15 protein-coding genes are annotated in these 19,007 nt (G+C 73.2%); 9 read left to right on the top strand and 6 right to left on the bottom strand.

Going from position 1 to position 19,007, the window contains the following annotated elements; translation table 11 throughout:
- Position 1: 1 nt before the first annotated feature.
- Positions 2-250, top strand: a complete 249-nt coding sequence (locus ACFU5J_RS15075; RefSeq protein WP_166849954.1) for a WhiB family transcriptional regulator — start codon at positions 2-4, stop codon at positions 248-250.
- 91 nt (positions 251-341) lie between these two features.
- On the opposite strand, the gene ACFU5J_RS15080 is transcribed toward ACFU5J_RS15075, so the two are convergent.
- Complete coding sequence (locus tag ACFU5J_RS15080) at positions 342-1,820, bottom strand: sensor histidine kinase (protein ID WP_430577383.1); 1,479 nt, start codon at positions 1,818-1,820, stop codon at positions 342-344.
- Between the two features lie 63 nt (positions 1,821-1,883).
- Here ACFU5J_RS15080 and ACFU5J_RS15085 point away from each other — a divergent pair, with 63 nt between their 5' ends.
- The 7 genes from ACFU5J_RS15085 (at position 1,884) to ACFU5J_RS15115 (ending at position 9,366) form a co-directional block, all read left to right on the top strand.
- Positions 1,884-2,405, top strand: a complete 522-nt coding sequence (locus tag ACFU5J_RS15085; protein ID WP_430577111.1) for a DUF2505 domain-containing protein — start codon at positions 1,884-1,886, stop codon at positions 2,403-2,405.
- Positions 2,406-2,618: 213 nt separating this feature from the next.
- Complete coding sequence (locus tag ACFU5J_RS15090) at positions 2,619-3,950, top strand: ABC transporter substrate-binding protein (protein ID WP_430577110.1); 1,332 nt, start codon at positions 2,619-2,621, stop codon at positions 3,948-3,950.
- Between the two features lie 140 nt (positions 3,951-4,090).
- Positions 4,091-5,257 carry a carbohydrate ABC transporter permease gene (locus ACFU5J_RS15095; RefSeq protein ID WP_430579257.1) on the top strand — a complete coding sequence of 389 codons (1,167 nt, stop codon included), beginning with the start codon at positions 4,091-4,093 and terminating at the stop codon, positions 5,255-5,257.
- Positions 5,254-6,174 carry a carbohydrate ABC transporter permease gene (locus ACFU5J_RS15100; protein WP_430579258.1) on the top strand — a complete coding sequence of 307 codons (921 nt, stop codon included), beginning with the start codon at positions 5,254-5,256 and terminating at the stop codon, positions 6,172-6,174. The genes ACFU5J_RS15095 and ACFU5J_RS15100 overlap by 4 nt, the downstream gene beginning before the upstream one ends.
- Positions 6,175-6,251: 77 nt before the next feature.
- Positions 6,252-7,823 carry a glycoside hydrolase family 1 protein gene (locus tag ACFU5J_RS15105; RefSeq protein WP_430579259.1) on the top strand — a complete coding sequence of 524 codons (1,572 nt, stop codon included), beginning with the start codon at positions 6,252-6,254 and terminating at the stop codon, positions 7,821-7,823.
- A gap of 9 nt (positions 7,824-7,832) precedes the next feature.
- Entirely contained in the window at positions 7,833-8,843 is a 1,011-nt protein-coding gene (locus ACFU5J_RS15110; protein WP_430577106.1) for a LacI family DNA-binding transcriptional regulator, read from the top strand.
- 61 nt (positions 8,844-8,904) lie between these two features.
- A complete protein-coding gene (locus ACFU5J_RS15115; protein WP_430579260.1) occupies positions 8,905-9,366 on the top strand; it encodes a DUF1905 domain-containing protein in 462 nt (153 codons plus the stop codon).
- A 105-nt stretch (positions 9,367-9,471) separates the two neighbouring features.
- On the opposite strand, the gene ACFU5J_RS15120 is transcribed toward ACFU5J_RS15115, so the two are convergent.
- The 4 genes from ACFU5J_RS15120 to ACFU5J_RS15135 form a co-directional block, all read right to left on the bottom strand.
- On the bottom strand, positions 9,472-11,082 hold the full coding sequence (locus ACFU5J_RS15120) for an APC family permease (protein WP_430579261.1): 1,611 nt from the start codon (positions 11,080-11,082) through the stop codon (positions 9,472-9,474).
- Between the two features lie 99 nt (positions 11,083-11,181).
- On the bottom strand, positions 11,182-12,243 hold the full coding sequence (locus ACFU5J_RS15125; RefSeq protein WP_430579262.1) for a 1-acyl-sn-glycerol-3-phosphate acyltransferase: 1,062 nt from the start codon (positions 12,241-12,243) through the stop codon (positions 11,182-11,184).
- The gene (locus ACFU5J_RS15130; RefSeq protein WP_430577102.1) at positions 12,240-13,115 is read right to left on the bottom strand and encodes a patatin-like phospholipase family protein; all 876 of its coding nucleotides are present in this window, start codon (positions 13,113-13,115) and stop codon (positions 12,240-12,242) included. The genes ACFU5J_RS15125 and ACFU5J_RS15130 overlap by 4 nt, the downstream gene beginning before the upstream one ends.
- 120 nt (positions 13,116-13,235) lie before the next feature.
- Positions 13,236-16,769: a proline dehydrogenase family protein gene (locus tag ACFU5J_RS15135; protein ID WP_430579263.1), complete on the bottom strand. Its 3,534-nt coding sequence runs from the start codon at positions 16,767-16,769 to the stop codon at positions 13,236-13,238.
- A gap of 53 nt (positions 16,770-16,822) precedes the next feature.
- On the opposite strand from ACFU5J_RS15135, the gene ACFU5J_RS15140 reads away from it, so the two are divergent.
- Positions 16,823-17,644: a helix-turn-helix domain-containing protein gene (locus ACFU5J_RS15140; RefSeq protein WP_430577100.1), complete on the top strand. Its 822-nt coding sequence runs from the start codon at positions 16,823-16,825 to the stop codon at positions 17,642-17,644.
- 11 nt (positions 17,645-17,655) lie between these two features.
- Here the strand turns inward: ACFU5J_RS15140 and ACFU5J_RS15145 are convergent, their stop codons facing one another.
- Complete coding sequence (locus ACFU5J_RS15145; RefSeq protein ID WP_430577099.1) at positions 17,656-18,960, bottom strand: Nramp family divalent metal transporter; 1,305 nt, start codon at positions 18,958-18,960, stop codon at positions 17,656-17,658.
- Positions 18,961-19,007 lie beyond the last annotated feature (47 nt).

A 19,007-nucleotide genomic window follows, 5' to 3' on the forward strand; every position in this document is an offset into this window, starting at 1 on the left:
CATGGACTGGCGCCACAAGGCCGCCTGCCTCGACGAGGACCCTGAGCTCTTCTTCCCCATCGGCAACACCGGCCCCGCCCTCCTGCAGATCGAGGAGGCGAAGGCCGTCTGCCGTCGCTGCGACGTCGTGGACACGTGCCTCAAGTGGGCCATCGAGTCCGGTCAGGACGCCGGCGTCTGGGGCGGCATGAGCGAGGACGAGCGCCGGGCGCTCAAGCGCCGCACCGCGCGCGCCCGCCGCGCCGGCTGACGCCACCGCGACACACGACAGAGGGGACGGACCGCAGGCGCGGCCCGTCCCCTCTGTCGTCCCCTCGCACCGGCGGGGCGGCGCGCCCGGCCTACCGGCCGGGCTGACCGTCGCGCAGCTCCAGCTCCAGCACCACCTGCGTGCCCCCGCCGTCGCGCGCCTGCCAGTCGATGGTGCCGCGCAGCTCGTTGGTCACCAGCGTCTGCACGATCTGCGACCCGAGCCCGCTGCGCGACGCACGCCCCAGGGTGGCGATGCCCTCCGGCATGCCCACGCCGTCGTCCGCCACGACCACCCGCATCGACGCGCCGTCGCGCTGCACGTCGATCTCGACGGTGCCGGTCTCGCGCCCCGGGAACCCGTGCTCGACGGCGTTGGTCACCAGCTCGGTGAGCACCAGCGCGAGCGGCGTCGCGTCCTGCGCGGGCACCATCCCGAACGACCCGGACTGGCGGGTGCGGACCTGCGTGCGCGTGGAGGCGACGTCGGCGGCGAGCCGCAGCGCGCGGCTCAGCATGTCGTCGAGCTCCACGTTCTCGTCGAGGGTCTGGGAGAGCGACTCGTGCACCATCGAGATCGTCGCGACCCGGCGCATCGCCTCCTCGAGCGCCGCGCGCGCCTCGGGCACGTCCATGCGGCGCGCCTGGAGGCGCAGCAGGGCGGCGACGGTGGCGAGGTTGTTCTTCACGCGGTGGTGGATCTCGCGGATCGTCGCGTCCTTGGTCATGAGCTCGCGCTCGCGCCGACGCAGCTCGGACACGTCGCGGCAGAGCAGGACGGCGCCGATGCGCTGCCCGTGGTCGGTGAGCGGCAGGGCCCGCAGGGACAGCGCCACGCCCTTGGCCTCGATGTCGGTGCGCCAGGGCGCGCGCCCCATCACGACCAGGGGCAGCGACTCGTCGACCGTGTCCTGGTGCTGCACGATGTCGGCGGTCACCTCGACCAGCGACTGCCCGACCAGCGGGCCGATGACGCCGAGCCGGTGGAAGCACGACAGCGCGTTCGGGCTGGCGTACAGCACCTCGCCCTCGGAGTTCAGGCGGATCAGCCCGTCACCCACGCGCGGCGCGCCGCGGCGCGGGCCCGTGGCCGCGTTGGGCGCGGGGTACTCGCCGCGCGCGATCATCGCGAGGATGTCGTCGGCCGACTCCACGTAGTTCAGCTCGAGGCGGCTGGGCGTGCGGCCCGACCCGAGGTTCGTCTGGCGTGCGACGACGGCGATGGCCCGCCCCTCGTGCACGACCGGCACGGCCTCCTCCCGGACGGCGTACGCGCCGAACCAGCGCGGCTCGCGGGAGCGCTGCGCCCGCCCCTCCGTCATCGCCGCGGCGAGCTGCGGGCGCTGCCCGTCGGGGGCGAGCGAACCGACGATGTCGTCGTAGTGCACCGTGGCGCCGGTCGAGGGCCGGCACTGGGCGAGGGCGACGAAGCCGCCGTCGGCGGTCGGCAGCCACAGCACCAGGTCGGCGAACGCGAGGTCTGACACGAGCTGCCAGTCGCCGACGAGAAGGTGCAACCACTCGACGTCTCCCTCGGAGAGGTCGGTGTTCTGGGCGATGAGGTCACTCATGGCGGACACGCCCACCAGAGTACGGGCGCTACCGCTCTTGCCCGGCGTCGGTAGGGTGACCTCGTGCACCTGACCGTGGAGCTCACCTACGCGGCGGCCACCGACGAGGTCGTGGCGATGCTCGCCGACGAGGCGTTCGTGCGCTGGCGCGCCGGCCGTGGCCTCGGCGGCCGCGTCGAGCAGACGGACGTGACCGGGAGCCCCGCCGACGGCTTCACCATCGTCGTGCGGCGCACGCTGCCCACCGACCAGATCCCCGCGCAGGTCCGGCCGTTCGTCGGCGACCACCTGGAGATCCGGCAGGCGGAGGTCTGGGAGGCCCCGAAGGGCGACCTGCGCACGGGGACGATCGCCGTCGAGATCGCGGGCGCGCCGGTGCGCGTCACGGGCACGGTGCGGCTCGAGCCGCTCCCCGACGGCAGCACCCGGCAGGTGTACGACGGCGAGGTCCGCGCCACGGTGCCGCTCTTCGGGGCGGCGGTGGCCGAGGCCGCCGCGCAGGCGGTCCGCACGACCCTCGAGGCCGAGGGCGCCGCCGGTCGCGAGTGGCTCGCCGAGCGCGCCGCCCCGGGTGAAGACCGGTAACGATCCGGACAAGGCCGCCGTCCTGAGCGGCCGCTGACCTGCGGTGACGCTGGCGCCGACGTCACGATGCGGCATCGGCGCCGCCACCAGGCTTGACTTCCGCACCTCCCGGAAGCCAGCATCTTCCTGGCTGTGGGAGCGCTACCACCATGGAGGTGGGAGCGCTACCAACACTCCATCTCTCGCATGCCCGAACCAGACAAGGGAGTCACCGTGCTGGACAGCACCCGACCCACCCGCCGAGCCCGCCGCGTCGTCGCGGCCACGGCCGGCGTCGCGACCCTCGCTCTCGCCCTGACCGCCTGCGGCGGCGACTCCGACGACGCCGGCAACGACCAGGCCTCCCCCGACGGCAAGGTCACCCTGACGGTCGCCACGTTCAACGACTTCGGCTACACCGACGAGCTGCTCGCCAAGTACACCGAGGAGCACCCGAACGTCACGGTCAAGCAGGTCAAGGCCGCGAAGTCCGAGGACGCCCGCAACAACCTCACGACCAAGCTCGCCGCCGGCGGCGAGGGCCTGGCCGACATCGAGGCCATCGAGGTCGACTGGCTCCCCGAGCTCATGACCTACCCCGACCTGTTCGAGGACCTGGCCGACCCGTCCCTCGACGGCCGCTGGCTGGACTGGAAGGTCCAGCAGGCCACCACCTCCGAGGGCAAGGTCATCGGCTACGGCACCGACATCGGCCCGGAGGCCATCTGCTACCGGTCCGACCTGTTCAAGAAGGCCGGCCTGCCCACGGACCGCGAGAAGGTCGCCGAGCTGCTCGGCGGCGCGGACGCCACGTGGGAGGACTACTTCAACGTCGGCAAGCAGTTCGTCGCCAAGTCGGACGCCGCCTGGTTCGACGGCGCCGTGCCCACCTACCAGGGCATGGTCAACCAGCTCGAGGGTGCCTACGAGGACCCGTCCACGGGCGAGCCCAAGGACCTCAAGACGAACACCGAGATCAAGGACCTGTACGACCAGGTCCTCAACGCCTCGGTGGACGACGACCTGTCGGCCGGCCTCGAGCAGTGGGGCGAGGACTGGGTCGCCGGCTTCCAGAAGGGCGCCTGGGCCACCATGCTCTGCCCGGCCTGGATGACGGGTCCGATCGAGCAGAACTCCGGCGGCATCACCGGCTGGGACGTCGCCGACGTCTTCCCCGGCGGCGGCGGCAACTGGGGCGGCTCGTTCCTCACCGTCCCGGCCTCGGGCGCCAACACCGCGGCGGCCAAGGAGCTCGCCGCGTGGCTGACCGACCCCGCGCAGCAGACGACGGCGTTCGAGAACGCCGGCACCTTCCCGTCGCAGGTCGACGCGCAGGCGTCGGACGCCGTGCAGAACTCCACCAACGAGTTCTTCAACGACGCCCCGGTGGGCCAGATCTTCTCGACGCGTGCCGCCGCCATCCAGGGCGCGCCGTTCAAGGGCAAGAACTACTTCGCCATCCACCAGTCCGTGCAGAACGCGCTGAACCGCGTGGACCTCAACGGTGACGACGCAGAGAAGAGCTGGCAGGGCGCGCTCGACGAGTACGCCTCGCTCGGTCTCTGACCCTCCGACCGGGTCCTGACCACCAGGTCCCGCCCGGTCGCCCCGCTGCTGGTCGAGCCTGCCGGACCCCTCCCCGGTCCCGGCAGGCTCGACCGGCACCCCGCAGGCCCTCGTTCGGCGCAACGCACAGGAAGCAGCAGATGGCCGTCCTCTCCCCCACCCAACCCTCGCAGCGCGCGGGGCGCGAGCCCCGCCCGCCCCGACGACTCGGCTTCTCCCAGCGGCTCGGCCGCTGGGACGTGAAGGTCTCGCCCTACCTGTACATCTCGCCGTTCTTCGTCATCTTCGCCGTCACCGGCCTGTTCCCCCTCGCGTACACGGCCTTCGTGTCGATGCACGACTGGAACCTGCTCGGCGGCCAGGGCGACTTCGTCGGCCTGCAGAACTACGTCGACGTGCTGCACCAGCCCGTCTTCTGGAAGTCGCTGGTCAACACCTTCTCGATCTTCGTCTTCTCGAGCATCCCGCAGGTGCTCCTCGCGATCACGATCGCGGCCCTGCTCGACCAGAACCTGCGCGCCGCGACCTTCTGGCGCATGGGCGTGCTCATCCCCTACGTCGTGGCCCCCGTCGCGGTCTCGATGATCTTCGGGCGCATGTTCGCCGACCAGTACGGCCTCATCAACGAGCTGCTCGGGCTGGTCGGGATCGACCCCGTCGGCTGGCACAGCGACCGGATCGCGAGCCACATCGCGATCGCGTCGATGGTGAACTTCCGCTGGACGGGCTACAACGCGCTGATCTTCCTCGCCGCGATGCAGGCCGTGCCGCGCGAGCTCTACGAGGCCGCCGTCATCGACGGCGCCGGCCGCGCCCGCCAGTTCTTCTCCGTCACCGTGCCGCAGATCCGCGCCACCATCATCTTCGTCGTCATCACCTCGACGATCGGCGGCCTGCAGATCTTCGACGAGGTCCGCATGTACGACGCGTACGGTCTCGGCGGCCCCGACAAGGACTGGATGACCACGGTCGTCTACCTGTACGACGTCGCGTGGGGCAACCAGAAGAACTTCGGCCGCGCGTCCGCGGTCGCCTGGCTGCTCTTCCTGCTGATCGTCCTCATCGGCCTGATCAACTTCCTCGCCACCCGCCGCATCGCGACGTCCGGCCCGAAGGCGCCGAAGGTCAGCCGCCGGCACACCCGGCAGCTGCTCGCCCAGGCGCAGACCGCCGGCCGCACCGCCCCGGCCGCCGCTCCCGCCGCGCCCGCGCCGGCCCGCGGGGACGCACCGCCCTCCTTCCCGCCGACGACGCACCCGACGGCCCCGCCCACCGACACCACCACCGACCGGGAGGACCGCCGATGAGCTCCGTCGCCGTCACCGCCCAGACCGCCGGCCCCCGCGCGGCCCGCGCCGCCGCCAAGCGCCGCGGCCGCGGCAAGGGCACCCGCACGGCCCAGCGCCGTCCGGGGCGCGTCACCTACGTGCTGCTCGGGCTCGTGGTGCTGATCTCGGTCTTCCCGCTGTACTTCACGCTGCTGCTCGGGTCCTCCGACCCCACGTCGATCGCCCAGCACGCCGTGCCGCAGTGGCTGCCCGACTCGAGCCTGTTCACGCAGTTCGCCGAAGTGATCAACTCCGACCAGATCAACTTCTGGAAGGCGCTCGCGAACTCGGTGATCATCGCCGTGATCACGTCGGCCTCCGTGGTCCTGTTCTCCACGCTCGCCGGGTACTCGTTCGCCAAGCTCCGCTTCCGCGGGCGCGGGCCGCTGCTGGTGTTCGTCATCGCGACGATGGCCGTGCCGACCCAGCTCGGCGTCATCCCGATGTACATCCTCATGACCGACCTCGACTGGATCGGCAAGCTGCAGGCCGTCATCGTGCCCGCGCTCGTCACCGCGTTCGGCGTCTTCTGGATGACCCAGTACCTCTCCGAGGCGCTGCCCTACGAGCTCATCGAGGCCGCGCGAGTCGACGGCGCGTCCATGATCCGTACGTTCTGGTCGGTGGCGCTCCCCGCCGCCCGCCCGGCCGCGGCGATGCTCGGCCTGTTCACCTTCGTGCAGCAGTGGACCAACTACTTCTGGCCGTCGATCGTGCTGAACCAGAGCAACCCGACGCTGCCGCTGGTCGTGAAGTCGCTGCAGTCGAACTACTTCGTGGACTACTCGCTCGTGATGGGCGGCATCTTCCTCGTGACGCTGCCGCTGCTGGTGATCTTCGCCTTCGTCGGCCGCCAGCTCGTCGCCGGCATCATGGCCGGCGCGGTCAAGGGCTGACCCCGGCGGCGACCCCACCCGTCCCCCCTCCCGCCCAGCGCTGCGGGAGCCTCGCACCGATGGAAAGATCCGAATCCATGACCCTCCCCACCCCCGGCGCGCGCCGGGCGGCCCCCGGCACCGCCGTGCCGTTCACGCCCTCCGCGCCCCTCACGACCTCCCCGCACGCCGCCGGGGCGGTCGCCTTCCCGGACGGCTTCCTCTGGGGCACCGCCACCGCCGCGTTCCAGATCGAGGGGGCGTCGACCGAGGGCGGCCGCGAGGACTCGGTCTGGGACGCCTTCTGCCGCATCCCCGGCGCCGTGAAGAACGGCGACGACGGCACCGTGGCCGACGACCACTACCACCGCTACCGCGAGGACGTGGCGCTCATGCAGCGCCTCCACCTCGACACGTACCGGTTCTCGACGTCGTGGGCGCGGGTCATGCCCGACGGCAAGTCGGTCAACGCCGAGGGGCTGGACTTCTACTCGCGCCTCGTCGACGAGCTGCTCGCCGCCGACGTCATGCCGTGGCTGACGCTCTACCACTGGGACCTGCCGCAGGCGCTCGAGGAGCTCGGCGGCTGGCCGAACCGCGACACCGCGTCCCGCTTCGTCGACTACGCGGTGACCATGCACGAGGCCCTGGGCGACCGGGTCAAGGTGTGGGCCACGCTCAACGAGCCCTGGTGCTCGGCCTTCCTCGGCTACACGTCCGGCGCGCACGCGCCCGGGAAGAAGTCGCCGGAGCTCGGCCTCGCCGCCGCGCACCACCTCATGCTCGCCCACGGCGGCGCCGTGCAGGCGCTGCGCGAGCGCGACCCCGAGGCCGTGCTGGGGCTCACGCTCAACTTCACCGTGTCCGACCCCGTCGACCCGGCGGACCCGGCGGACGTGGACGTCGCGCGCCGCGACGACGGCATGTTCAACCGGTTCTTCCTCGACCCGATCCTGCGCGGCACCTACCCGCAGGACCTGCTCGACGACGTCGCGCACCTCGGGTTCGCCGACGTCGTGCGTGCGGGCGACCTCGAGGTGATCTCCACCCCGATCGACGTGCTGGGCGTCAACTACTACAACGGCGGCGCCGTGTCGGCCACGCCGCAGGTGCCCGCCGGCGAGACCCCCGAGGGGACCGCCGGCCCCGACGGCGCGCGCGAGACGACCGAGGGCGCCCCCGTGTGGGAGACCCGGTCGCCGAACCCCGTGCCCGACGGCATCCACCACCACAGCCGCGGCCTGCCCACCACCGACATGGGCTGGGAGGTGCAGCCGGAGGGCCTCACGCGCCTGCTCACCCGGCTGCAGCAGGACTACACCGGGCCGCGCGGCACCTCGATGTACATCACCGAGAACGGCGCCGCCTACCCCGACGTCGTGCAGGCCGACGGCAGCGTGGACGACCAGGAGCGCCTCGCGTTCGTCGACGCGCACCTGCGCGCCGTCCGCGACGCGATCGACGCCGGGGCCGACGTGCGCGGCTACTTCGCCTGGTCGCTGATGGACAACTTCGAGTGGGCCCTCGGCTACTCCAAGCGCTTCGGCCTGGTGCACGTGGACTACGACACGCAGGAGCGCACGGTGAAGTCGTCCGGCCGCTGGTACGCCGAGGTGGCCCGCACGGGCGTCGTGCCCGCGCGCGCCGTGACCGGCACGGACGCGGAGTAGTCTCCGCTGGTGGTCATCGAGCATCCCAGCCCCACGCTGGACGACGTCGCCCGGACCGCGGGAGTCTCGCGGTCCACGGCGTCGCGCGCCATCAACGGCGGAGACCGGGTGTCGCCGGAGGCCCAGTCCGCCGTCGACGACGCGGTCGCCCGGCTCGGGTACGCCCCGAACCGGGCGGCCCGCTCGCTGGTCACCCGCCGCACCGACTCCATCGCGCTGGTCGTGCCCGAGCCCGACGCCCGCATCCTCACCGACCCGTTCCTCGCGGGGGTGCTGCGCGGGGTCAGCGAGGGCCTGACCGGCACGGAGCTGCAGCTCGTGCTGCTGCTCGCCCGCCCCGGCGAGCCGCCGGGCCACATCGCCCGCTACCTGCGCTCCGGGCACGTGGACGGTGTGATCGTGGCGTCGCACCACAAGGAGGACCAGCTCGAGCCCGAGCTGGTGCGCTCCCAGCTGCCGGCCGTGTTCGTGGGGCGCCCCTTCGACACCGACTCGCTGCACTTCGTGGACGTCGACAACGCCTCCGGCGGGCGCACGGCCACCCAGCGGCTCGTGGACCGCGGCTGCCGGCGGATCGCCACGATCACCGGCCCGCTCGACATGACCGCGGCCGTCGACCGGCACGACGCCTGGCGGCACACGCTCGAGGACGCCGGCCTGCCTGCCGTCGCCGTCGAGAACGGCGACTTCACCGTCACGGGCGGCGCCGAGGCGATGCAGCGGATCCTGGCCGCGCACCCGGACGTCGACGGCGTCTTCGCCGCGTCGGACCTCATGGCCACGGGCGCGCTGCAGGTGCTGCGCGAGTCCGGCCGGTCCGTGCCCGGCGACGTCGCCCTCGTCGGCTTCGACGCCCTCGGCGCGGAGCGCACGACGCCGCGGCTCACCACGGTGCTGCAGCCCGTCGTCGAGATGGTCACGGCCGCGACGTCGACGCTGCTCGACGTGCTCTCCGGCGTCGGCGCTCCCCCGCAGCCGCAGATCTTCGTCCCCCGGCTGATCGAGGGCGAGTCGGCGTAGCCGTCGCTACCGTGCTCGGTAGCCGGCGGCACCGGGCCGCCGCACCGCGGACGGAGGCGGCATGAGCGAGGCACCCACGGTCCAGACGTTCACCACGACCCTGCTCGCCACCGGCGGCAACAACGTGGGGCTCCCCGTGCCGGACGACGTCGTCGCGGCGTTCGAGCGGGGCCGCCGCGTGCCCGTCGTCGTGACGATCGACGACGGGTACACCTACCGCACGACCGTCTCGTCGATGGGCGGCCGGTTCCTCGTCTCCTTCAACGCCGAGACGCGCCGGGCCACCGGCCGAGGCGCCGGCGACGAGGTGGCCGTGCGGCTCGAGCTCGACGACGCGCCCCGCACCGTGGACGTGCCGCCCGCCCTGGCCGCGGCCCTCGCCGACCGGCCGGACGCGGCCGCCGCTTGGGCGGCCCTCTCGGCGAGCAGGCAGAAGGCCCACGCGCTCAGCGTGGACGGCGCCAGGACCGACGAGACCCGCGACCGCCGCGTGGCCAAGGTGCTCGAGTCCCTCACCGCCTGACGGCCGCCGGCGCCACGAGATCGGTCCCCCGGGTCCGAGTCCGGTCGACATGCGGACCGGTCTCGGACCGGAGGACCGATCTGGCGGTCGGGCTCCGGCGGGGCGTCAGCCCCGGCGCGGGGTGTCGTCGTCGACGCCGATGGCCGTCTGCATGGCCTCGCGGTAGTCGGCGGCGATCTGGTCCGGGTTCTTGCCGAGCTGCGAGTTGCGGTAGCTGTAGCCGAAGTAGATGGCGAACCCGAGGGCGAGCCACACGAGGAACCGCAGCCACGTCTCGACGTCGAGCTGGAACATCAGCCACAGGCACAGCACGCCGGAGATGATCGGCAGCGCGGGCGACCACGGCACGCGGAAGTGGTCGGCCTTGGCCTCGCCGCCGCCGGCCTTGAGCTGGCGCCGGCGCAGGATCGGGATGCCGAAGCTCACCAGCACGAACGCCGACAGGGTGCCGATGTTCACCATGTTGCCGAGCACGTCGACCGAGAAGAAGCAGGTGACGATCACCAGCAGGACGGCGCTGCCGACCTGGATCATCACCGGGGTGCCGCGCTTCTCCGACGTCTTCGACATGCCGCGCGGCAGCAGGCCGTCGCGGCTCATCGCGAAGACGATGCGGGTGAGGCCCAGCATCAGCACCATGACCACGGTGGTGAGGCCCACGAGGATGCCGACGGTGATGACCTGCGTGGCCCACGTCGGGGCGTTCTCCTGCAGCTGGAACGCGGTGATGATCGTCGCGGACGCGCCGCCGTCGGGCGTGGCGTCGCGCAGCTGCTGCGGGGTGGCCATGCCGGACAGCGCCAGGGAGACCGCGATGTAGAGCACGGTGCAGATGACCAGGCCGCCGAGGATGCCGCGGGGCACGTTGCGGCGCGGGTTCTTGGTCTCCTCGGCCGCGGTGGCCACGACGTCGAACCCGATGAACGCGAAGAACACGGTGCCGGCGCCGGCGAGGATGCCCATGACGCCGCCCACGGAGAGCTCGGCCCCGGCCATCCAGGAGAAGAGCGTCTGGGTCATCGTCGTGCTGTGCGTCGTGGACTCGCCGAACGACTCCGCGCTGGGCACGAACGGGCTGAGGTTGGACGCGCTGAAGAACGCGAAGCCGACCACGATGATCAGCAGCACGATGGCGACCTTGATGGCCGTGAGGACGCCGGTGATGCGCGTCGAGAGCTTGGTGCCGACGGCGAGCAGGGTCGCGAGGACGACGATGAGGATCGCGGTGCCCCAGTCGAAGGACACGCCCCCGATGTGGATCGTGTTGTGGATCCCGGACGCGACGCCGTCCGAGTCGACCCCGCCGAGGCCGAACACGTTGAGGAAGTTGTCGAAGTACAGGCCCCAGGCCTTCGCCACGACGGACGCGGCGAAGAACATCTCGAGGATGAGGTCCCAGCCGATGATCCAGGCGAGCAGCTCGCCCATCGAGGCGTAGGAGAACGTGTAGGCCGAGCCCGCCACGGGCATGTACGACGCGAACTCCGCGTAGCACAGGGCGGCCAGCGCGCACACGATGCCGGCGATGACGAACGAGATCACGACGGACGGGCCGGTCTGCGTCGCCGACACCTGCGCGGCCTTCGAGAAGATGCCGGCGCCGATGACCACGGAGATCCCGAGGACCATGAGGTCCCAGGCTCCGAGGGTGCGCTTGAGCTGGCGCTGGGGCTCGTCGGACGCCGCGATCGTCGCTTCGATCGAACGTCTCCGCATGAGCTGCATCGTTGGGGGCTCCTTACTGGTCCGTACCAGCCGCCGGGTCTCGGCGGCTGGGCGACCCTACCCGACGCTACGCCCAAGTGAAGGGGGCGTTCAGCCCGAGTGATCCCTCGGCAGGTCCTCGACCGGCCGGTCGACGTCGCGCGCGGTGATCCAGGCGTCCACCTGCTCCCACTGGTCGAACAGCCACAGCTCGCGCCCCTCCGCGTCGGCCGGGAGGTCCGCGACGCGGGTGAGCTGCCCGCCCAGCACGATCTCCTTGTCCATGGGCAGCTCGCGCCAGATGTCGCGGGCGGTGACGAGCCGCTCGAGCCCGCTGTGCGCGACGACGAGGACGGCCGCGTCGGGCCGCACGGCGCCGAGCGCGGCGAGGAACCCGCCGGTGTGGGGCGCCATCACGTGCGGCATCCGCTCGGCCCGCTCGGCGAGGGACTCCTGGCCGGCGGCGCGCAGGGCCTCGATGCGTGCGGCGCGCCGGCGCGGCGTGACGTTGCCGCCCTCGGGGAAGAGCACGAGCGCGCCGTCCGACCCGAGGTCCCCGGCGATCCGCGCGACGGTCGCGGTGGCGCCCGGCCGCCCGGGCCGGCGGCGCGAGCGGGGCGTGACGAAGGCGGCGGGGAGCCGGCCCAGGAGGACGTCGATCGCCGGGTCCCACTGCAGCGTGTCCTTGAGGACGACGGCGGGCGTGCGGCCCCCGCGGCCGAGGAGCGTGTCGACGAGGATGAACGAGTCCCCCGGCCCGGCGTGCCGGCTCAGCACGAGGACGGGGACGTCGGGCACGCTCGCGCCCGTCGGTGCCTCGACGACGATCTTCAGCCGCAGCGTCCAGCGCACCTGCCAGAACAGCACCGCGAGCGCCCAGCGGGCGACGGCCACGTGGGCCCGCTGCATCCAGGGCTTGTGCATCGCGAGCCCGAACCCGGACGCGATCCAGAGTCCCAGCAGCACGACCAGCGCGAGGGCGTCCCACAGCACGTAGAACGACAGCATCCACAGCAGCCGCACCACCCGCAGCCGCCCGGGCAGCACCCACGTCAGCGCGGCGCCGACCACCAGCGCGAGCATGATCGACGTCGGCACCAGCAGCACCGCCAGCGCCACGACCAGCGGCGCCAGGACCAGCCGGCGCACGACCTTGGGCGGGGGCGCGATCACGGCTCCCCCGCGTCGTCGGTGGCGTCCGTCGCACCGGGGCGGGACGGCAGGTCAGGCACCGACGCGAGGTACTCCCTGGCCGCCGCGTAGGACTGCGCGACGCGGCGGCGCGTGGCGTCGAGCTTGCGGAACGCGCCCAGCCTGTCGTCGCCGGGCAGCGACCCGCCGGTGGGCAGCACGTGCACGGTCGCGACGGCGCGCGCCTCCTCCAGCTCGCGGAAGTACCGGTGCCGGCGGGCGATCTCGAAGCTCACGCGCGCCACGTCCGACGGCTTGGTCGGGACGGTCAGCGGCTCCTCCACGCGGCCGACCTGCAGCACGTAGACGGTCGTGGCCCCGCGCCGCACCGCCTCGCCGAGCGGGATCGAGTTCACCATCCCGCCGTCGACGTAGTGCTCCCCGTCGATCTCGGTGGGCGGCAGCGCGCCGGGCACGGACGCCGACGCCAGCACGGCCTCCACCAGCGGGCCGGAGTCGAACCAGCGCTCCGACGCACGCTCGATGCTCGCCGCGACGACGACGAGCGGCACCCGCAGGTCCTCGAAGGTCGTGCGGTCGCCGAGCGTGCCCGCGATGAGGCGCCGCAGCGCCGCCGGGTCGTACAGGTGGGTGCGGGAGCGCGCCAGCCGGCCGAGCTGCCGGTACCAGGGCTCCCCGTACACCTCGGAGGCCGTCGGCGACGCCCACGCCTCGCCGAGCAGGTCGACGACGTCGAGGCTCGGCTCCGCGGCCACGGCCGCGCCGTTGATGGCGCCGATCGACGTGCCCACCACGAGGTCGGGGACCACCCCCGCCTCGAACAGGGCCTGCAGCATCCCGACCTGGACGGCGCCGCGCACCCCGCCCCCGCCGAGCACGAACGCCACCGTCATGGGCGCGATCGTGCCACGGCAGGCCGCGCACCTCCTGCCGAAACGACATCGAGCGTGCTGACGTGATCCTCACACGGCGAGTTCGAGGATCATGTCAGCACGCTCGATGCCAGCGGCGGGTCAGGCGTGCACGTGACCGTACCGGTGGCGGGTGCGGCTGACGGCCTGCTCGCGGACCATCGCGAGCAGCTCGCGGCGGCCGCTGGCGACCACCGGCGCGTCGAGGACCGTCACGGTGCCGAGGCGGGTCGCCGCGGCCTCGTGCAGGCCCGGCGCGCGGCCGACGACGCGGACGCGGCCGGCGACACGGCCCGCCGCGACGGCGGCGGCGAAGTCCTCGTGGGACATCGGCGCCTCGTGCGGCACGCCCCAGCCGGAGTCGGAGTCCGGGACGACGACCGCGGGCACGCCCGCGCGCGTCGCCGCCGCGAGCACGCGCCGCACCTCGATCGGGAGGGCGCCCTCGCCGACGCGGACGGTGAGCCGCTCGATCGGGCGGTAGCGGAAGGTGTTCTCCTCCACGCGCACGCCCGACCTGTCGTGCCCGACGCCGACCTCGGCGGCCCAGGCCGCGTCGTCGGAGGCCTGCGCCGCGGCGAGCCAGCCCTCGGGGTCGGTGGTGCGCGAGGGCACGCGCTCGGCGTCCGCCCAGGAGCCGAGCTCGGCCACGTAGTTCGGGCCGCCCGCCTTGGCGCCCGGGCCGACCGCCGACGCCTTCCAGCCGCCGAACGACTGGCGCTGCACGATGGCGCCGGTGATGTGGCGGTTGACGTAGACGTTGCCGGCCTCGACGCGGTCGAGCCAGGTCGCGATCTCGTCGTCGTCGAGGGAGTGGATGCCGGCGGTGAGGCCGAAGTCCACCTGGTTCTGCAGGCGGATCGCCTCGTCGAGGTCCTTGGCGGTCATGATGCCGAGCACGGGGCCGAACACCTCGGTGAGGTGGAAGAACGACCCGGGCGCGACGCCGTCGCGCAGGCCCGGCGACCAGAGGCGGTCCGCCTCGAGCCCGGCGGCCGCGGCCGCGTCGTCGAGGCGGCGCGGGCGCACCAGCCAGGACTCGCCCGGCTCCAGCGTCGTGAGCGCGCGAAGCAGCTTGCCCTGCGCGGGCTCGGTGAGCGGGCCCATGACGGTGGACAGCTCGGTGGCGGTGCCGACCGAGAGCGACTGCACGGCGTCCACGAGCTGGCGGCGGAACCGCTTGCCGGTCTCGGCGCTCGGGTCGCCCACGGAGCCGACGAGGATGACGAGCGACGCGGCCGAGCACTTCTGGCCCGCGTGCCCGAAGGCGCTCTTGACGAGGTCCGCGACGGCGAGGTCGAGGTCCGCGGACGGCGTCACGACCAGCGCGTTCTTGCCGGACGTCTCCGCGAGCACCGGGCGCTCGGGCCGCCAGGACGCGAACATCTCGGCGGTCTCGATGGAGCCGGTGAGGATGACGCGCGCCACGTCGGGGTGGGTCACGAGGTGCTGGCCGAGGTCGCCGTCCGGCACGCGCAGGAACTGCACGACGTCGCGCGCGAGCCGCGGGTCGAGCCCGATCTCCGGCGCGACCTCGTCGAACGCGGCGTGCACGGCCTCGATGACGAGCTCGTAGCAGCGGGGCGTCGTCGGGGCGGGCTTGGCGAGCACCGCCGAGCCGGCCGCGAGCGCCGCCAGGACGCCGCCCGCGGGGATGGCGACGGGGAAGTTCCACGGCGGGGTCACGAGGGTGACGCCGTCGGGCGTGAACGTGGCGCCGGGCACCTGCTCGAGGGCCTCCGCGGACGCGGCGTAGTAGCTCGCGAAGTCGATGGCCTCGCTGACCTCGGGGTCGGCCTCGGCGACGGTCTTGCCGGGCTCGTGCACCATCGCGGTGACGAGGTCGGTGCGGCGCGCCTCCAGCCGGCGGGCCGCGGCGCGCAGGACGCGGGCGCGGTCGGCGGGGGCGACGGCCGCCCACGCCTCGCGGGCGACGACGGCGCGCGCGACGGCGTCGTCGATCTCGCCGGTCGTGGTGACCTCGGCGGCCTGCACGGGCACGAAGCCCGAGTCCGGCCCGACGACGGCGCGGGCCCAGGTGCGGTGGGCGCCGACGGCGGGGTCGGTGTCGACGGCGTTGCGGAACGGCTCCGCCGACGGGCAGCCGGTCGCGGTGAGCGCGGCGGCCCCGCCGGCGAACCGGTCGCGGCGGCGCGGTGCGACGTCCACGGCCTGGTAGTGCACGCCGTGCGTCACGGACGCGCGGAACGCCAGCTCCTGGCGCTCCATGGCGGTGGCCTGGACGCCGTCGTGGCCGGCGGCAGGGGCGAAGGCGGCGTGCAGGAAGTTCTGTTCGGCGGCGTTCTCCTCGAGCCGGCGCACCAGGTAGGAGATCGCGACGTCGAAGTCCTCGTCGCGCACCACCGGGGTGTACAGGACGACGTGCCCGCCGTCCTTGGCGACCTCGTCGCGCACGAGGCGCGCCTCGATCGGCGCCATGCCCTGGAGCATCTCGATGTCGAGGCCCTCGGTGACGCCGCGGCCGCGGGCGAGCAGCACGGCGAGCGCCACGTCGAAGAGGTTGTGCGACGCGACGCCCAGCCGGACGGCGGCGGTGCGGTCGGCGCGCAGGTGGTGGTCGAGGATGCGCACGTAGTTGGCGTCCACGTCCGGCTTGGTCGGGTAGGGCGCCTGCGCCCAGTCGTGCAGCTCGGCCTCGACCTGCTCCATCGCCAGGTTGGCGCCCTTGACGAGGCGCACCTTGATGCGGGCGCCGCCGGCGGCCACGCGCCGCTGCGCGAACTCGGTGAGCCCGTCGAGCGCGCCCATCGCGTCGGGCAGGTAGGCCTGGAGCACGATGCCGGCCTCGAGGTCGCGGAACTCCTCGCGGTCGAGCACCTGCGTGAAGACCGCGGTGGTGAGCGCCAGGTCCTTGTACTCCTCCATGTCGAGGTTGAGGAACACGCCGTGGTCGCGGGCCGCGCGGTACAGGGGCAGCAGGTGCTCGACGACGCGCTCGCGCGAGCCGTCCAGGTCCCAGGTGACGAGCTGCGCCGCGACGGACGACACCTTGACGGAGACGTAGTCGACGTCGGGCCGGCGCACCAGGTCGATGGTGCGCTGCAGGCGGGCGGCGGCCTCGTCGTCGCCGAGCACGGCCTCGCCCAGGAGGTTGACGTTGAGGGTGTAGCCCTCGGCCCGGGTGCGGGCGAGGTGCGCGGTGAGGCCCTTGCCGGCGTCGGCCACGAGGTGGCCGACGAGCTGGCGCAGCCGGACGCGCGCGGCGGGCACGACGACCGACGGCAGCACGGGGGCGACGGCGGCGCCGACCTTGAACAGGGTGCGGTCGACGGGGCCGAGGAAGGTGGCGGAGCCGGCGTCCCGGCCGAGGCGGGCGAGCGCGGTGGCGGCGACGCCGATGTCCTGCGGGCGCGCGACGTCGTCGACGAACCCGACGGCGAGCTCGAGCCCGGCCGGGTCGGAGACGAGCGAGCCGAGCCGCTCGGCGGTGGCGCGGGTCCTGCGGTCCCCACGGGTGGTGGAGCCGGCAGCGCCGGAGGAGCCGGACGCGACGGCGATCCAGTGGTGGGCGAGGGCGACGGCGTCCTCGACCAGGGCTTCGGCGCCCGCGTCGGTGTCGGCGCTGCGCACGGCGGAGGGGGTGGCGCCGCCGTGCGCCGGAACGGAGGTACTCATGCCCCCAGGGTGCGCCCTCGGGCAGGTGGCCGTCTTGTACGATCGGGCACGCGATGGGGGCAGATTCCGACAACACGACCGGCCCGGCGGGCGACGTCCCCGGCGACCCCGCACCGCCGGCCGCGGACGTGCCCGGCACGGCCGCCCTCATGGCCGCCCTGTCCCCCGTGATGGTGGACCTGATGGACGAGCTGTCGGACGTCATGTTCTGCGCCAAGGACGCCGACGGGCGCTACCTCGCCGTCAACCAGGTCTTCGTGCGCCGCACCAACGAGCGCTCGCGCCGGCAGGTGCTGGGCCGGCGGGCTGTCGACCTGTTCGTCCCCGAGCTGGCCGAGCGCTACGAGGCCCAGGACGCGGAGGTGCTGCGCACCGGCCGGCCCCTGCGCAACGAGCTCGAGCTGATCCGCCGCGTGGGCGGCACCCCGGGCTGGTTCCTCACCGCGAAGCTGCCCGTGCGGGACGCCGGCGGCCGCGTCGTCGGGCTGGTCTCGGTGTCGCAGGACCTGCGCTCGGGCGACGCCGACGACGCGACCATGGACGCCATGGCCCGCCTGGTCTCCGCCGTCGAGAAGCACCTCGACTCCTCCCCCGGCGCGCCGTTGTCCGTGGCCGACCTGGCCGCGATGGCGGGCAGCACGCCGGCCGTCCTGGACCGGCGGGTGCGCAAGGTGTTCGGGCTCTCGCCGCGCCAGCTGGTGCTGCGCACGCGCGTGGACCGCGCCGCGCACCTGCTCACCTCGACGACGACGCCGCTGGCCGAGGTGGCCGCCGCGTCCGGCTTCTACGACCAGCCGTCGTTCACGCGCACGTTCGCGCGCCTCACGGGCGAGACGCCGTCGTCGTTCCGGCGCCGCGCCCGCGCCGCGGGCTGAGCCCGCCGAGGTCAGCCCAGGACGGGCGCGAGCGCCTGCACCAGCTGCTGGACGCCGAGCACCACGAACATGCCCGCGATGGCGACGAGCGCCACGTTGGTCAGCGGGCGGTTGCGCCACCGCTGCGGCACGCGCGAGGAGTTCATGAGGAACAGCAGCGTGATGGCGAGGAACGGCATGAACAGGGAGCCGAGCGCGCCGTAGGCGACGACGAGCGCGATGGGCTGGTCCAGCAGGAGCAGCAGCATCGGCGGGAACGTGAGCCACAGGATGTAGGCCTTGTAGTACGTGCCGCCGGCCTTGCGGCGCGGGTCGTCCTCGGACAGGCCCCGGGCGGTCGCGACGAAGTCGGCGAACATCAGGGACACGCCGTTCCACACGCCCAGCACCGACGAGAACGACGACGCCCAGAACCCCACGAGGAACAGCGGCGCCATGAACGACCCGTACCGCTCGGCGAGCACGTCGGCGAGGTCCACCAGGCCGCCCTCGCCGTCCGCGAGCGTGATGCCGGAGGAGTAGAGCAGCTCGGCGCCCACCACGAGCATCGAGATGACGAACACGCCGGAGATCACGTAGGCCATCGCGTTGTCGATCCGCATGACCTTCATCCACCGCGGGGTGCTCCAGCCCTTCTCCTTGAGCCAGTACCCGTAGGCCGCGAGCGTGATGGTGCCGCCGACGCCCCCCGCGAGGCTGAGCGTGTACAGCAGCGAGCCCTCGGGGATGCGGGGCACCAGGCCGCCGACGATCTCGCCCAGGTTCGGCAGCGTGAGCACCGCGGAGCCCACGATCGTCACGAACATGACGCCGACGAGCACCGCGATGACGTACTCGAACATCGAGTACCTCCCGAGCCACACGATCGCGGCGCCGATCAGGCCCATCCCGATCGCGAACCAGACGAGGTCCACCTGCGGGAAGAGCGCCACGAGGGGCAGGGCGGAGCTGGACATCGCCGCGGCCCCGTAGCTGAAGCCCCACACCACGATGTAGACGCCGAAGTAGACGCTCGCCCACGCGCCGAGCGACTTCCAGCCGTCGAAGATGGTGCGGCCCGTCGAGAGCGACCAGCGGCCGGCCCCCTCGACCAGCACGATCTTGATGAGGACGCCCAGCACGGCCGCCCACAGCAGCGTGTAGCCGAAGCGGCTGCCGGCGACCAGCGTCGCCACGAGGTCGCCGGCGCCGATCCCGGTGGCGGCGACCACGAGGCCGGGGCCCACCAGCCGCCAGCGCGGCCGTTCGGCGCCGGCGAGCCCGGGGTCCAGGTCGAGGTCGGGGTCGGAGGTGCGTGCGACGTCTTTGTCAGCCATGGTGCCGGAGGCTACCGATCCGGGCGGACGGGTCCCGGGGAGGCGGG

This window comes from Isoptericola sp. NPDC057559, from assembly GCF_042801555.1.
In the GTDB taxonomy this organism is placed as follows: Bacteria; Actinomycetota; Actinomycetes; order Actinomycetales; family Cellulomonadaceae; genus Isoptericola.

What these genes read in the sequence shown, in the direction of transcription:
- ACFU5J_RS15075 (WP_166849954.1), top strand. Translation starts at nt 2, where the DNA reads ATGGACTGGCGCCACAAGGCCGCCTGCCTCGACGAGGACCCTGAGCTC.
- ACFU5J_RS15080 (WP_430577383.1), bottom strand. Translation starts at nt 1,820, where the DNA reads ATGAGTGACCTCATCGCCCAGAACACCGACCTCTCCGAGGGAGACGTC.
- ACFU5J_RS15095 (WP_430579257.1), top strand. Translation starts at nt 4,091, where the DNA reads ATGGCCGTCCTCTCCCCCACCCAACCCTCGCAGCGCGCGGGGCGCGAG.
- ACFU5J_RS15100 (WP_430579258.1), top strand. Translation starts at nt 5,254, where the DNA reads ATGAGCTCCGTCGCCGTCACCGCCCAGACCGCCGGCCCCCGCGCGGCC.
- ACFU5J_RS15105 (WP_430579259.1), top strand. Translation starts at nt 6,252, where the DNA reads ATGACCCTCCCCACCCCCGGCGCGCGCCGGGCGGCCCCCGGCACCGCC.
- ACFU5J_RS15115 (WP_430579260.1), top strand. Translation starts at nt 8,905, where the DNA reads ATGAGCGAGGCACCCACGGTCCAGACGTTCACCACGACCCTGCTCGCC.
- ACFU5J_RS15120 (WP_430579261.1), bottom strand. Translation starts at nt 11,082, where the DNA reads ATGCGGAGACGTTCGATCGAAGCGACGATCGCGGCGTCCGACGAGCCC.
- ACFU5J_RS15130 (WP_430577102.1), bottom strand. Translation starts at nt 13,115, where the DNA reads ATGACGGTGGCGTTCGTGCTCGGCGGGGGCGGGGTGCGCGGCGCCGTC.
- ACFU5J_RS15135 (WP_430579263.1), bottom strand. Translation starts at nt 16,769, where the DNA reads ATGAGTACCTCCGTTCCGGCGCACGGCGGCGCCACCCCCTCCGCCGTG.
- ACFU5J_RS15140 (WP_430577100.1), top strand. Translation starts at nt 16,823, where the DNA reads ATGGGGGCAGATTCCGACAACACGACCGGCCCGGCGGGCGACGTCCCC.
- ACFU5J_RS15145 (WP_430577099.1), bottom strand. Translation starts at nt 18,960, where the DNA reads ATGGCTGACAAAGACGTCGCACGCACCTCCGACCCCGACCTCGACCTG.